This window comes from Achromobacter sp. MUI-25009338, from assembly GCF_057359325.1.
On record NZ_CM170627.1, the window covers coordinates 926,258 to 940,036 of the forward strand.

Consider the following 13,779-nt stretch of genomic DNA (forward strand, 5'->3'; position numbering starts at 1 on the left):
CATGGCTATGGCTTGTCGTCCTGGGGAGATGGCGCGCCGCGGGATTCCAGCAAACGCCGTGCGTTTTCCAACTCTTTTTGCAACAACTCGGCGTCCGGCAAGACCGTCCGGTAGTTGGCCGCCATCACCTTGTTCGGCAGGCCGTCCAGTGCATACCGCGCCAGCGCGTGGCCCTTGTCGGCACACAGGATCAGGCCCACCGGCGGATTCTCATCCGCATAGGCCCAATGCTCCTTGGCATAGTTGCAATACATGTGCATCTGCCCCACATCGGCATGGGTCAGGCTACCCAGCTTCAAGTCGACGATGACCAGGCAGCGTAGCTTGCGATGAAAGCACAGGAGATCCACGCGATACCAAGTCTGGTCGATGCGCAACCGACGTTGCCGCCCGACAAAGGTGAATCCTTCGCCAAGTTCCAGCAGGAAGTCTTCCAAGCGTTGGATCAAGGCTGCTTCCAAATCGGATTCCGAATATTCGTCCTTGAGATCAAGAAACTCCAGCACATACGGGTCTTTGATCGCGTCATTGGGCATGACGGCGTCCTCAGGCTCGGATACGCCGCCTTTGACCAGCATCGCCGTCTTGTCTTTCGACAAGGCTGTGCGCTCGTAGAACTGGCTTCCGATCTGCCGATCGAGCTGGCGCACGCTCCAGCCCCCACGCAGCGCCTCTGCCTCGTAGAACTGGCGGGCATGGTCATCGTTGACCGACAGTAGCCGGACATAGGCCGACCATGGCAGGGTGAAGACCTGCGCCAGTTCGGACAGACTCGATTTCCCAGACACTGTCTGGGAAATCCTGGGCTGGGGGTATGCAAGGAAGAAACGCCGCATGCTCTCCAGGTTGTTGACGCCGAACCCGCGTCCGAATCGAGCCGTCAGATCGGCGGACAAGCGCTCCATCAACTGCTCGCCGTAACCGGCCCGCCGCCTGCCTTTCTGCTCGGCTTCAACGATCCGGCGGCCAATGTCCCAGTAGCTGGCCGTCATCAAGGCATTGACACTGCGCGCCGTTGCCTGACGTGCGGCATTCAGTAGGTCCACGATACCGCCGTGGACGCCGGCATAGCCAGCCGGCAAGGCGGCAGGTTTTTTCGCTGTATGCGTCTTCCTTGTCATGCTGCTAGCTCCATGGAACGGGATGCCCCGGTGATCGCCTGCCGCCGGCTCTTTACATGAACGTAGTGCATAAACATCGCCGCCGTCTTGTGACCCGTGAGCTTCATGTCCACGTTGGTCGGCACGTCCGAGTTGCCAGTGTCCGCGCCATCGGCGCGCGATCTGGAGTTAGCGTGAAGCAAAAAAAACCGCCCGTTGCCGGGCGGCGCAAAGGAACACGGTACGGCGCAGGCGCGGTCAGAGTATGCGTTTGCGGGCCTGGGTGATGATGATCTCGGCCAGCACCACGACGCCGAAGATGGCGGCCAGGACCAGCGATACGCGGTCCCACTGGAAGAGGTTCAGCGCGGTGTCCAGGGCCATGCCGATGCCGCCGGCGCCGACCAGGCCGAGCACGGCGGATTCGCGCACGTTGATGTCCCAGCGCAGCAGCACGATGGACCAGAACGCGGGGCGGATCTGCGGCCAGTAGGCGTACCAGATCACCGAGGCCTTGCTGGCGCCGGTGGCGGCGACGGCTTCGATGGGGCCGCGCTGCGCCTCTTCGATGGCCTCGCCCACCAGCTTGCCGACGAAGCCGATGGAGCGGAACGCGATGGCCAGCGTGCCGGCCAGGGCGCCCGGCCCGAAGATGGCGATGAACAGCAGCGCCCACACCAGCGAGTTGACCGAGCGGCTGGACACCAGGATCAGCCGGGCCAGCATGTTGACGGTCTTGCTGGGCGTGAGGTTGTTGGCCGCCAGCAGGCCCACCGGCACCGCCATCACCACCGACAGGATGGTGCCGAGAGTGGCGATGTGCAGGGTTTCGATCAGCGCGGCGTGCACGCCTTCCGGGTAGTAGGCCCAGTCGATCGGCCACATGCGGCGGAACAGGTCGGCCATCTGCTCGGGCGCGTCATACAGGAACTCCGGAATGATCTCCACGCCGCGGATGGCCTGCACGATGGCGGCGACCACCAGCAGGTACAGCGCGAAGCGCAGCAGGCGCTGGCCCATGCTGTAGCGCTGCCAGACGCGCGGGGCGCCGGCCGGGTTCAGGGTGGAAGCGGTGGCGTTCATTCTTCCACCTCCGCCTTGCGCGCGACCGGGGCGCGGGTCGAGCCCACGCCGCGGGCGCCGGCCATGCGGCCCTGCAGGATGCGCTCGAAGCCCAGGTTGTCCAGGAACACGGCGCGCACGAAGCCGGCCAGGATTTCACCCAGCATGATGATGGCGATCAGGGTCAGCAGGATGGCGCTGACGAAGTCGTAGTCGAAGCGCTGGAACGCCGAAAACAGCGTGCCGCCCACGCCGCCCGCGCCCACGATCCCCACCATGGTGGAGTTGCGCAGGTTGGAGTCGAACTGGTAGGTGGCGAAGCCGATGAAGCGCGCGAACACCTGCGGCAGCACGCCGAAGATGATGACGTTGGCGAACGAGGCGCCCGAGGCCCTGACGGCTTCCACCTGCTTGAGCGAGATCTCCTCGATGGCCTCGGTGAAGAGCTTGCCGATGAAGCCGATGGACGCCACCGTCAGCGCCAGGATGCCGGCCAGCGCGCCGAAGCCCACCGCCTTGACGAACAGAATGGCGACGATGACCGGGTGCAGGGCGCGGCACAGCGCCACGACGGCGCGCGCCGGCCACGAGACCCAGGCCGGCATCATGTTGCGCGCGCCCAGCAGGCCGATGGGCAGCGCGATCAGCACGCCCAGCATGGAGGCCAGCACCGCGATCTCCAGGCTTTCCGCGATGCCTTTCCACAAGGTGTCCGGCTTTTCGAAATTGGGCGGAAACATGCGCGAAAGAAAAGTGGACGCGTGTCCCATGCCGCTTTCGAAGCGCGCCCAGCTGAAATCCAGCTGCGCGCCGGCGTAGATTGTGTAGGCCAGCAGCAACAGCACGCCGGCCTTGGCGCGCCCGGACATGGCGAACGGCCGGGTGCGGCCGCCGGGGGGAATCATTCCAGCCAAGACTCGCCTCCGTAAATCGTCTTGAGCATGGCGGCGTCCAGGCCCTGCCCGTCGCCGTCGTAGACCACGTGCCCGCCGGACATGCCGACGATGCGGCTGGCGTAGCGGCGCGCCAGATCCACGTCATGGATGTTCACGATCACCGGTATGCCGGTGGCGCTGCCCTGCGCCGACAGCAGTTCCATGATCTCGACCGAGGTCTTGGGGTCCAGCGACGAAGTGGGCTCGTCGGCCAGCAGCAGCTGCGGGCGCTGCATCAGCGCGCGGGCGATGCCCACGCGCTGGCGCTGGCCGCCCGACAGCGCGTCGGCGCGCTGGTCGGCATATCCCGCCAGGCCGACGGTGTCGAGCAGCTTGTAGGCATGCTCGATGTCCTCGGCCTCGAAGCGCCGCATCCAGGCCTTGACGGCCGAGGTATAGCCCAGCCGCCCGGTCAGCAGGTTTTCCATCACGGTCAGGCGTTCGACCAGGTTGTATTCCTGGAACACCATGCCAATGCGGCGGCGCGCGCGGCGCAGCGACGCGCCGCGCACCCGCGCCAGGTCCACCGAACCGTCTTGCGACTGCAGCACGATCTCGCCGCGGGTGGGTTCTATCAGCCGGTTGATGCAGCGCAGCAGCGTGCTCTTGCCGGTGCCCGAGGGGCCGATGATGGCGGTCAGCCCCTGTCCCGCGATCTGCAGGTCGATGCCATTGAGTACAGGCTGGCCGGCCCGGTATTCCTTCACCAGGCCGGAAATGCGTAGCGACGTCGTCATACTGGACTTACTTCTTGCTCTTGGCGGTTTCGCGGTCGTAGGCGGCGCGGTTGAAGCTTTCGCCGCCGGATTCGGCGACCTGGCGGACGATGGCCCAGTCCTTCTGGTAGGTCACCGGATAGAAGCGGTCGGCGCCGTCGAAGGCCTTGGACATTTCCGCCGGGAAGCGGTAGTCGTAGAAGCACTTCAGCATCTGGTCGCGGAACTTCGGCTCCAGGTCGTGGGCGTAGGCGAACGACGAGGTCGGGAACTTCTCGCTGCGGTAGATCACGCGGAAGTCGGATTCCTTGACCTGGCCGCGTTCGGCCATGCGCTTGAAGACGTCCGAGGCCACGGCGGCGGCGTCGTAGTCGCCGGAGTTCACGCCCATCACGGACTGGTCGTGCTTGCCCGAGAAGATGACCTTGTAGTCCTTGTCCGGCGTCAGGCCTTCCTTGGGGAACAGCGCCACCGGCGCCATGTGGCCGGAGTTCGACGAGGGCGCGGTGTGCGCCAGCTTCTTGCCCTTCAGGTCGGTCAGCTTCTGGTAGGGGCTGTCCTTCTTGACGATGACGATCAGGTTGTAGCCCTGGAAGCCGTCGGCATAGCCCTTGACCGCGAACGGCACGGCGCCGGCGATGTTCACCGCGAAGGCGGTGGGACCGGTGGAGAAGCCGCCCACGTGCAGGCGGCCCGAGCGCATCGCCTCGATTTCGGCGGCGTTGCTCTGCACCTGGTAGAACACCACGCGCTTGCCGGTGCACTCGGACAGGTGCTTGGTGAAGGGCTTGAAGATGTCTTCGTAGACCGCCGGATCTTCCACCGGGGTATAGGTGAACACCAGCGTGGACGGGGTCTTGAGCTTGGACGCGTCGGCGGGCGTGTCCGCCACTAGGTCCTTGTTGGCGTCGCAGTACATCTGGTCCAGGTCGCCCCGGTTCGAACAGCTGTCTGCGGCCTGGGCGGAAGCCCCCCCGAATGCGAATGCGGCAACGGCGGCCGCTTGCAGTAGACGCAAGGCGCGCATCGTATGTCTCCTCTTGTGGGTCTGAATATGACTAGTAACTGAATTCAAACATACAAGCGCGGGAGGCACACCTCGGGAAAGTCCCTGTCTTTTTTTTCGCCTTTTGTTCGAAATGTTCGCTTTGTGTTCGTTTTTGCGCGATCGCCTAGGCGCGGTATCCCAGCTTGCGGGAGATTTCTTGCGCGCATGCCAGCAGCGGACGCGCGATCGCGCCGTCCCAGGACACGTCGAACAGGCCCGTGGGGCCCAAGCTGGTCAGGGCCAGCACGATATTGCCGGTGTTGTCGAACACCGGCACCGACAGCGCGTCCACGCCGGGCAGCGGGTTGCCCAGCGCCCGCGCCATGCCATGCACGCGGATGTCGGCCAGCTGGGCCTCGATGTGCGCGCGCGTGGCCTTGCGCGCCGGCGGCTTGCCGGGCACCACGGCCGTGTCGCCTTCTTCGCGCTCGATGTAGTGCTCGCTGACCTTGGGCGGCAGCCAGGCGGCGAACACCAGGCCGGTGGCCGTGTGCAGCATGGACATCACCGTGCCCTTGCGCATGTTGACGTGCACCGGGTAGCTCGCCTCGGTCATGTGGATCATGGTGGGGCCGTGCGAACCGAGCACGGCGATGCCCAGGGTATGGCCGATTTCCGACTGCAGCCGGGCGATCTCCGGCATGGCGATGCGCACCGGGTCCAGCCGCTGCAGGCTGACCAGCCCCATCTGCAGGGCGAAGGGGCCGAGTTCGTACTGGCCGGTGATGGCGTCCTGCTGCACCAGGCCGACGCGGATGAAGCTGACCAGGTAGGGGTGGGCCTTGGCCGAGGTCATGCCGGCGCCGGCGGCCAGGTCGCGCAGGGTCAGGGGCTTGGCGGCGTCGACCAGGGCGGCCAGGAGCGGCACGCCCACTTCGATGGACTGGATGCTGCGGCGGCCGTCGTTGGCGGCGGCGGAGGCGGGGGTCTTGGACGTGGCCACGGCGGGGCTCCTCAGGGCTGGCGCGCGGCCAGCAGCCGCTCGGCCATTTCCACGAAGCCCGCGCCGCCGTGGAAGGCGGCCACATAGGCCGGACGGTGCGTCAGGCGGTGCAGCTGGGCCTGGATGTTGGCCACGCCGACCGAGACCGGGAAGTACGCGAACATGGGCTCGTCGTTGGGCGAGTCGCCGATGAACAGCGTGCTGTCCAGCGCGCCGGCCACGTCCGCGCCGAACTCGCGTTCGAACATGGTGCGGGTCATGGTGAGCTTGTCGTAGTCGCCGAACCAGCCGTTGACGTGGATGGAGCTGACCTTGGCCTGGGCGCCGGCCGCTTCGAAGATCGAGACGATGCGGCTGACGGCCGAGTCGGGCAGGGCGGGCACGTCCTCGCAGAAATCGATGGCCAGGTCGGCCACGCGGTAGTCCTGGTCGCTGGCCACCGCCGCGCCCGGCACTTCGGCCAGCACGCGGTCGCGGATCGCGTCGAGCTTGCGGCGGCTGGCCTGGCGCGAGGCGGCGTCGGTCCAGTAATGCGTCCGCATGCGGCGGGCCTGGCGGTCGTAGGCGTAATAGAACGCGCCGTTCTCGCCGACCACGGCGCGCACCGGCCACATGCGGGCGATGTGGTCGCACCAGCCGGCCGGGCGGCCGGTGATGGGCACCACCTGGATGCCGGCCTGTTCCAGGCGTTCCAGCGCCGCGTAGGCGTCGGCCGGCAGGCGGCCCTCGGTGGTCAGCGTGTCGTCGATATCGGTCAGCACGACGCGGACGGCAGCCGCGACGCTCGGGGGCATGGCCGCAAGGGCTTGCATGGGGGCTTTTCCTCGTTTCCAGGGGGAGTTTTTGGCGGGAAGTTTAACCGGACGGCCTTCTTTTGGCGGGGCCGGGCGGCCCGGATAGGGATTCGGACGCCAGGGGCGGTAAAATCCGGGCTTTCCTGCCTGGTTTGCGTGTCCGCCATGTCCGTCCAGTTGTCCTCCCTGCCCGGCTCCGAGCCGGAATCCTTCGGTATCGCTTCGGTCTCCGAGATCATCGCCGAGCTGCGCGCCGGCCGTATCGTCATCCTGGTCGACGAAGAAGACCGTGAAAACGAAGGCGACCTGGTCATGGCGGCCGAATTCGTCACGCCCGAGGCCATCAACTTCATGGTCACGCACGGCCGCGGCCTGGTGTGCCTGACGCTGACCGAGGACCGCTGCCGCCAGCTCGACCTGCCCCTGATGGCGGCGCGCAACGGCACGCGCTACGGCACCAACTTCACCCAGTCCATCGAGGCCGCCGAAGGCGTCGAAACCGGCATCTCGGCCGCCGACCGCGCCCGCACCATCCAGGTGGCGGTGGCGCGCGACGCCAAGCCCTCCGACCTGGTCCAGCCCGGCCACATCTTTCCGGTGCGCGCGGTGCCCGGCGGCGTGCTGGTGCGCGCCGGCCACACCGAGGCCGGCTGCGACCTGACCGCCATGGCCGGGCTGACGCCGGCCGCGGTGATCTGCGAGATCCTCAAGCCCGACGGCACCATGGCGCGCCTGCCCGACCTGGTGGAATTCGCCCGCCAGCACGGCCTGAAGATCGGCACCATCGCCGACCTCATCCAGTACCGCAGCGAACACGAATCCATCGTCAAGCGCGTCGGCAAGCGCACCATGCAGACCGCCTGGGGCGAGTTCGAGGCCGTGGCCTACGAAGACGCCGCCACCGGCTCGGCCCACCTGGCGCTGGTGCATGGCGACGTGCGGCCCGACGCCGAAACGCTGGTGCGCGTGCACGAGCCGGCCTCGGTGCTGGACGTGCTCGATACCGGCGCCAGCCCGCACAGCTGGGGCGTGGCGCAGGCGCTCGCGGCGATCGCGGCCGCCCCGGCCGGCGTGCTGGTGCTGATGAACTGCCAGTCCTCCACCGAGCATCTGTTCGGCCAGATCGCCGCCTGGTCCGATCCGAAAACCCCCGCCAATCCCGCCAACGCCGACCGCTTCGGGCTGCGTACCTACGGGATCGGCGCCCAGATCCTGCGCGACCTGAACGTGGGCCAGATGAAGTTGCTGGCCCGTCCGCGCAAGATGCCCAGCATGGCGGGCTTCTCGCTCACCATTACGGGTTACGATTGCGACCCTCCGAACACTCCCGCAACACACTGAAGGCCGACAAATGAACCCTTATATCCTTACCCCCGACCTGAACGGCGAAGGGCTGCACATCGGCATCGTACGCGCCCGCTTCAATGAAGAAATCGGCCAGGCCGAGCTCGAAGCGTGCCTGAAGGAACTGGCCGAACTGGGCGTGGACGAGCGCGACGTGATGGTCGCCACCGTGCCCGGCGCCCTGGAACTGGGCGTGGCCCTGTCCCACATGGCCGAAACGTTCGAATTCGACGCACTGATCGCGCTGGGCGCCGTCATCCGCGGCGAAACCTATCACTTTGAAGTGGTCAGCAATGAAATGGCCACGGCAATCACCCGTATTTCCCTGGAAACCGGCATCCCCGTCGCCAACGGCGTGCTGACCGTGGACACCGACGAGCAGGCCCAGGCCCGCGCCGCCGGCAAGGGCCGCGACTGCGCCCAGGTGGCCGTTGAAATGGCCAACCTGGTGGCGGCGCTGGAACCCGAGGAAGACGACGAAGACGACGAGGACGAAGATTTTGACGACGAAGAAGACGACGACCAGCGCTGATAGCGCGGCGCAGGCCCGCGCCAACGCGCGCAGCGCGCGGCGCCGTGCACGCGAATTCGCGTTGCAGGGCGTGTACGCGTGGCTGCTGCGCGGCGGCGAAGGCACGCAGGACGCCGGCGAGATCGACGCCCATCTGCGCGACACCGAGGATTTCTCCGAGGCCGACGCGCAATGGTTCAAGACCTTGCTGCATGGCGTGCTGCGCGAAGCGCCCGCGTTGCGTGAGCGTTTCACGCCCTACATCGACCGCCCGCTGGCCGAGCTGTCGCCCGTCGAGCATGGCATCCTGCTGATCGGCAGCTTCGAACTGATCCATCACGTCGAAGTGCCGTACAAGGTCGCCATCAACGAGGCCGTCGAACTCGCCAAGTCGTTTGGCGGCACGGACGGCTTCAAGTTCGTCAACGGCGTGCTCGACAAGCTGGCCGCGGACGTGCGTCCGCACGAAATGCGGAAGTAGGCTCCCCCCCGAAGCGCCTTTGGCGCTTCCCCCCCAGGGGGGCGCCGCTACGGACCGGCGGAGCCGGATCCGTGCGGCCCGGATTGGGGGGCACCCGTTATGTGCGGGCAGCTGTTTCCTGTTTCTTACGCTTGTTCTTGCCGGATTGCGGAGTTGCGTTGGCGTCCGAATTTGATTTGATCGCGCGCTATTTCAATCGCGCTGCGCCGGCAGGGCTGCTGGGCGTGGGCGACGATTGCGCGTTGTTTCCGGTGCCGCCCGGCGAGCAGGTGGCCACCAGCACGGATCTGCTGCTGGAAGGGCGCCATTTCTTTCCCGATGTGGACCCCAGGGCGCTGGGGCACAAGGCCCTGGCGGTGAATCTGTCGGACCTGGCCGCGATGGGCGCGCGCCCGATCGGCTGCGTGCTGGGCCTGGCCTTGCCGCGGCTGGACGAGGCGTGGCTGGCCGCTTTCGCCGAGGGCTTCCACGATCTGGCGGCCGTCCACGGCTGCCCGTTGATCGGCGGCGACACCACTCGCAGCGCGCACGACCTGGCCATCAGCGTCACGGTGTTCGGCGCGGTCGCGCCGGGGCATGCCCTGCGCCGCGACGGCGCCCGGCCGGGCGACGACGTCTGGGTATCGGGCGAGCTGGGCGCGGCCGACGTGGCCTACCGGCTGCTCGACGGCCAGTATCCGGCCGACCCCGCGCTGCTGTCCGCGACCCGCGAGGCCCTGGAATGGCCGCGGCCCCAGGTGGCGCTGGGCCTGGCGCTGCGCGGCGTGGCCCATGCCGCCATCGACGTCTCCGACGGCCTGTTGCAGGACTTGGGCCATATCCTGGCCGCCAGCGGCGTGGGCGCCGATCTGCACTACCCGCAAATGCCGGTGGCCGCCGCGCTGGCCGGCCTGGACCCGGCGCGGCGCCGACGCGCCGTGCTGGGCGGGGGCGACGTCTACCAGCTGTGTTTCACCGCCCCGGCGTCCCGCCGCGAAGCCGTGCTGGCCGCCGCCGGCGAGGCCGGCGCGCGCGCCACCCGCATCGGCCGGATCCGCGAGCGTGCCGGCCTGGACGTGCTGGACGCGCAGGGCCGGCCGCTGGACGCGCTGCCCGCCGGCTTCGACCACTTTCCCGCGGCCTGAGCGCCGCGTTTTTGCCTCATCCTCCTGGACGCCATGCCTCCCGCCGACACCCGCTCCCCTTCCATGCGCGACCGCAGCCGGGCTGCCTATCCCGCCCTGTCCTGGGTGTGCCGCGATCCTGGCCGGCTGATCGCCTTCGGATTCGGCAGCGGGCTGATCCGGCCGGCCTCCGGCACCTGGGGCACGCTGCTGGCCTGGGCGATCTGGGTCGCCGCCGCGCCGGCCGCCACGGATCTGGCCATCGGCGTGTTCCTGGCGCTGGCGTTCCTGTACGGCTGCTGGGCCTGTCATCGCGTCGGGCGCGAACTCCAGCAACCCGATCATGTCGGAATGGTCTGGGACGAGATGGTGGCGTTCTGGCTGGTGCTGTGGCTCACGCCGTCGGGCTGGCTGGCGCAGGCGCTGGCGTTCGTGCTGTTTCGCACCTTCGACATCGTCAAGCCGCCTCCCATCAAGTTCTTCGACGCCCACATCAAGGGCGGTTTCGGCGTAATGTGGGACGATATCGTGGCGGCCGGATACGCCTTGCTGGTCATGGCGCTGGTCGTGCGCACAGGAGTCTTGGGATGAGCGAAGCACAACGCAATATCGGGTCCGGCACGGAAGCGCTGGCCGCAACGCTGGGCGAGGCCCTGCGCCGCAAGGGCTGGATGCTGGGCACGGCCGAATCGTGCACCGGCGGCCTGCTGGCCGGTGCGATCACGGCGGTGGCGGGGTCCAGCGAGTGGTTCGAGCGCGGCTTCGTCACCTACAGCAACGACGCCAAGGTGGCCGAGTTGGACGTCTCGCCCGACGCCTTGCACCACTTCGGCGCGGTAAGCGAGCCGGTCGCGCTGGAAATGGCCAACGGCGTGCTGCTGGCCTCCGGCGCCGCGCGGGTGGCGGCGTCCACCACCGGCATCGCCGGCCCGGGCGGGGCCACGCCCGGCAAGCCCGTGGGAATGGTGTGCTTCGGTTTCGCCATGCGCACCGGCGACGGCATCACCAGCCGCGCGATGACGCACGTGTTCCCCGGCGACCGGACGCAGGTGCGTCAGGCCGCGGTGGAATTCGCGCTGCGGGGATTGCTGGAATTCGTGGGCGCGCCCGCCGGCCGGGGCTGAACCCCGGCGCGGCGTTCAGCGCACCGCGTTGATCGCGTCGCGCAGGCCCTGGGCCGCGGCGCCGGCGGCCTCGCGCCAGTCGTCGCCGCCGCTGGCGTAGATGATGGCGCGCGAGGAATTGATCATCATGCCGCTGCGCGCCGCGTTGGCGCCGGCGTTGACGGTGGCGGTGATGTCGCCGCCCTGGGCGCCGATGCCCGGCACCAGCAGGGGCAGGGCGTCGCCGATGCGCTGGCGCACGGCGGCCAGCTCGTTGGGGAAGGTGGCGCCCACCACCAGGCCGCACTGGCCGTCGGCGTTCCACTTGTCGGCCACCAGGCCCGCGACGTGCAGGTACAGCGGCTCGCCGTTATCCATCTTCAGGAATTGCAGGTCCGAACCGCCCGGGTTCGAGGTGCGGCACAGCACGATCACGCCGCGGTCGCGCCAGGCCAGGTAGGGCTCGACCGAGTCCAGGCCCATGTAGGGGCTGACGGTCAGCGCATGCGCCTGGTAGCGCTCGTAGGCTTCGCGCGCGTAGTTCTCGGCGGTCGAGCCGATGTCGCCGCGCTTGGCGTCCAGCACGATGGGCAGGTCAGGATGCTTGTCGCGGATGTGCTGGCACAGCGCTTCGAGCTGGTCCTCGGCGCGGTGGGCGGCGAAGTAGGCGATCTGCGGCTTGAAGCTGCATGCGTACGGCGCGGTCGCGTCGACGATGTCGCGGCAGAACTGGAAGATGGCGTCCGGCTTGCCCTGCAATTCGCGCGGAAAGCGCTGCGGGTCGGGGTCCAGCCCGACTTGCAGGAGCGAGTTGCTGGCGGTCCAGGCGTGTTCGAGTTTTTGGATGAAGTTCATGGGATTCAGTGCAGTTTGACCCGTGGACGCGTGCGCCGCATGAGCAGGCGGGCGAGGGCCAGGGAGGCGGTGCGCGAGATGCCCAGCACGGCTTTGTGGTGCATCAGGTGCAGGCTCATGTACATCAGGCGCGCCAGTGTACCGCTTACGAACAGGCCGCGTCCGGCCAGCTTGCCCATCAGGCTGCCCACGCCGGCGTCCTGGCCCAGCGAGACCAGCGAGCCGTGGTCCTGGTAGACATAGGGTTCGGCGGGCTCGGCCGCGTGGCGCAGGCGGGCGGTGAGCTTCCTGGCCAGGTAGTCGGCCTGCTGGTGGGCGGCCTGGGCGCGGGCGGGCACGGTGCGGCCCTCGCGCCACGGCGCGGCGCAGCAGTCGCCCAGCGCCAGGATGTGCGGGTCCGGGGTTTCCAGCCTGTCGTTGACCTCCAGTTGCCCCAGCTTGTTCAGCGGCAGCCCCAGGTCGGCCAGCAGGGCGGGACCCTGGATGCCGGCGGCCCACATGCAGAGCTGGGCGGGGATTTCGCGGCCGTCCGCGGTGCGCACGGTGCTGTCGGTGACTTCGGACACCCGGCACGAGGTTTCCACGCGGATGCCCAGTTCGGTGAGCCGCCGGGTGGCCGCCACAGAAATTTTCTCGGGCAGCGCCGACAGGATGCGCGGCGCGCCTTCGACCAGCGTGATCGCCAGGTCGCGTTCGGCGCGGAAGTTCGGCAGGCCGTAGGCGCTGACCACGTGGCTGGCCTCGACCAGCTCCACCGCCAGTTCGACGCCGGTGGCGCCGCCACCCACGATCACCAGATCCAGCCGCGCCGAAGGATTGCGCACCTTGGCCAGGTCCACCTGCGCCATGGCCTTGAGCATGGTCAGGCGGAACTGTTCCGCGTTTTCGGTGGTGTCCAGCGTGACGGCGTGTTCGGCCGCGCCGGGGGTGTTGAAGAAGTTGGACGTGCTGCCCAGGGCCAGCACCAGCGTGTCGTAGGCCAGTTCGCGGCGCGGCAGCACTTCCATGCCCTGCGCGTCGCTGACCGCGTCCAGCGTGATGCTGCGGTGCTCGCGGTCGACCTGTTCGAGGCGGCCCTGCGCGAACGAAAACCCGTTCAGGTGCGCCAGCATCAGGTATGAAAGGCCTTCCTGGTGGATGTCCAGCGTGCCGGCCGCGGCCTCGTGCAGCGAGGGCTTCCAGATGTGGAAAGGGCGGCTGTCGACCAGCGTGATGTGCTGGCGTCCGTGGATCCGGCCCAGCTTGGAAGCCAGTTCCAGGCCGCCGGCGCCGCCGCCGACGATGACGATGCGCTGCGAGGGGTCCGACGTCGATCTAGGCATCATGGCTCCCAGTATAAATAGCCGCGCCGGGGCGGCGGCATGACCAGCCGTGTCAATGCATGACGAAACGGCTGATGGCCACGCCCACCCACACCGTGCCGGCGAAGATCAGCAACAGCATCACCGCCGCGCTGCCGAGGTCCTTGGCCCGTCCCAGCAGCGGATGCGATTCGACCGACAGCGCGTCGGCCAGCGCCTCGATGGCGGAATTCAGCAGCTCCGCGGCCAGCACCATGATCACCGTGCCCACCAGGAAGAACACCTCCACCGTGGTGCGGCCCAGGAAGAACGCGGCCGGAATCATCAGCACGGCCAGCGCCAGTTCCTGGCGGAAGGCCGCCTCGTACTTGATCGCGGCCTGCAGGCCCTGCAGCGAGTAGCGCAGCGCGTTCAGGATGCGACGCAGGCCGCCGGTGCTCTTGTAGGGCGAGTGGTGCGGATTCGGGGACATGGGCGTGAATA

The 13,779-nt window shown here is 68.0% G+C and carries 16 protein-coding genes; 6 read left to right on the forward strand and 10 right to left on the reverse strand.

Annotated elements, in window-relative coordinates; all coding sequences use genetic code 11:
* Positions 1–5 precede the first annotated feature (5 nt).
* The 7 genes from AC1IQ6_RS04220 to AC1IQ6_RS04250 all read right to left on the reverse strand — a co-directional run bounded on the left by AC1IQ6_RS04220 (position 6) and on the right by AC1IQ6_RS04250 (position 6,616).
* Positions 6–1,121, reverse strand: coding sequence for a PDDEXK nuclease domain-containing protein (locus AC1IQ6_RS04220; RefSeq protein WP_485865900.1), 1,116 nt, complete (start codon positions 1,119–1,121; stop codon positions 6–8).
* A gap of 237 nt (positions 1,122–1,358) precedes the next feature.
* A complete protein-coding gene (gene phnE, locus AC1IQ6_RS04225) occupies positions 1,359–2,183 on the reverse strand; it encodes a phosphonate ABC transporter, permease protein PhnE (protein WP_111825829.1) in 825 nt (274 codons plus the stop codon).
* Positions 2,180–3,067, reverse strand: coding sequence for a phosphonate ABC transporter, permease protein PhnE (gene phnE / locus AC1IQ6_RS04230; protein WP_102773963.1), 888 nt, complete (start codon positions 3,065–3,067; stop codon positions 2,180–2,182). Before phnE (AC1IQ6_RS04230) ends, phnE (AC1IQ6_RS04225) begins: the two co-directional genes overlap by 4 nt.
* Positions 3,064–3,834, reverse strand: a complete 771-nt coding sequence (gene phnC / locus AC1IQ6_RS04235; RefSeq protein ID WP_102773962.1) for a phosphonate ABC transporter ATP-binding protein — start codon at positions 3,832–3,834, stop codon at positions 3,064–3,066. Before phnC ends, phnE (AC1IQ6_RS04230) begins: the two co-directional genes overlap by 4 nt.
* Before the next feature lie 7 nt (positions 3,835–3,841).
* Positions 3,842–4,840, reverse strand: a complete 999-nt coding sequence (gene phnD / locus AC1IQ6_RS04240; RefSeq protein WP_209166719.1) for a phosphate/phosphite/phosphonate ABC transporter substrate-binding protein — start codon at positions 4,838–4,840, stop codon at positions 3,842–3,844.
* Between the two features lie 145 nt (positions 4,841–4,985).
* On the reverse strand, positions 4,986–5,804 hold the full coding sequence (locus tag AC1IQ6_RS04245; protein WP_168202179.1) for an IclR family transcriptional regulator: 819 nt from the start codon (positions 5,802–5,804) through the stop codon (positions 4,986–4,988).
* Positions 5,805–5,815: 11 nt separating this feature from the next.
* The gene (locus AC1IQ6_RS04250) at positions 5,816–6,616 is read right to left on the reverse strand and encodes an HAD-IIB family hydrolase (protein WP_111825827.1); all 801 of its coding nucleotides are present in this window, start codon (positions 6,614–6,616) and stop codon (positions 5,816–5,818) included.
* 147 nt (positions 6,617–6,763) lie between these two features.
* Here AC1IQ6_RS04250 and ribBA point away from each other — a divergent pair, with 147 nt between their 5' ends.
* The 6 genes from ribBA (at position 6,764) to AC1IQ6_RS04280 (ending at position 11,161) form a co-directional block, all read left to right on the forward strand.
* Positions 6,764–7,939, forward strand: coding sequence for a bifunctional 3,4-dihydroxy-2-butanone-4-phosphate synthase/GTP cyclohydrolase II (ribBA, locus tag AC1IQ6_RS04255; RefSeq protein ID WP_102773959.1), 1,176 nt, complete (start codon positions 6,764–6,766; stop codon positions 7,937–7,939).
* A gap of 10 nt (positions 7,940–7,949) precedes the next feature.
* On the forward strand, positions 7,950–8,474 hold the full coding sequence (ribH, locus tag AC1IQ6_RS04260) for a 6,7-dimethyl-8-ribityllumazine synthase (RefSeq protein WP_102773958.1): 525 nt from the start codon (positions 7,950–7,952) through the stop codon (positions 8,472–8,474).
* Positions 8,443–8,934, forward strand: a complete 492-nt coding sequence (nusB, locus tag AC1IQ6_RS04265; protein WP_102773957.1) for a transcription antitermination factor NusB — start codon at positions 8,443–8,445, stop codon at positions 8,932–8,934. The genes ribH and nusB overlap by 32 nt, the downstream gene beginning before the upstream one ends.
* 158 nt (positions 8,935–9,092) lie before the next feature.
* The gene (gene thiL, locus AC1IQ6_RS04270; protein WP_485865901.1) at positions 9,093–10,058 is read left to right on the forward strand and encodes a thiamine-phosphate kinase; all 966 of its coding nucleotides are present in this window, start codon (positions 9,093–9,095) and stop codon (positions 10,056–10,058) included.
* 63 nt (positions 10,059–10,121) lie between these two features.
* On the forward strand, positions 10,122–10,628 hold the full coding sequence (locus AC1IQ6_RS04275) for a phosphatidylglycerophosphatase A family protein (RefSeq protein WP_102774169.1): 507 nt from the start codon (positions 10,122–10,124) through the stop codon (positions 10,626–10,628).
* Positions 10,625–11,161, forward strand: a complete 537-nt coding sequence (locus AC1IQ6_RS04280) for a CinA family protein (RefSeq protein WP_246842456.1) — start codon at positions 10,625–10,627, stop codon at positions 11,159–11,161. Before AC1IQ6_RS04275 ends, AC1IQ6_RS04280 begins: the two co-directional genes overlap by 4 nt.
* 15 nt (positions 11,162–11,176) lie before the next feature.
* Here AC1IQ6_RS04280 and pyrF read toward each other — a convergent pair whose 3' ends face one another.
* Genes pyrF through AC1IQ6_RS04295 form a run of 3 tightly spaced genes read right to left on the reverse strand, consistent with a single transcriptional unit; the run spans position 11,177 to position 13,768 of the window.
* Complete coding sequence (gene pyrF / locus AC1IQ6_RS04285; RefSeq protein ID WP_102773955.1) at positions 11,177–11,995, reverse strand: orotidine-5'-phosphate decarboxylase; 819 nt, start codon at positions 11,993–11,995, stop codon at positions 11,177–11,179.
* 5 nt (positions 11,996–12,000) lie between these two features.
* Entirely contained in the window at positions 12,001–13,320 is a 1,320-nt protein-coding gene (locus AC1IQ6_RS04290) for an NAD(P)/FAD-dependent oxidoreductase (protein ID WP_102773954.1), read from the reverse strand.
* Positions 13,321–13,369: 49 nt separating this feature from the next.
* Positions 13,370–13,768 carry a diacylglycerol kinase gene (locus AC1IQ6_RS04295; RefSeq protein ID WP_063960534.1) on the reverse strand — a complete coding sequence of 133 codons (399 nt, stop codon included), beginning with the start codon at positions 13,766–13,768 and terminating at the stop codon, positions 13,370–13,372.
* Positions 13,769–13,779 lie beyond the last annotated feature (11 nt).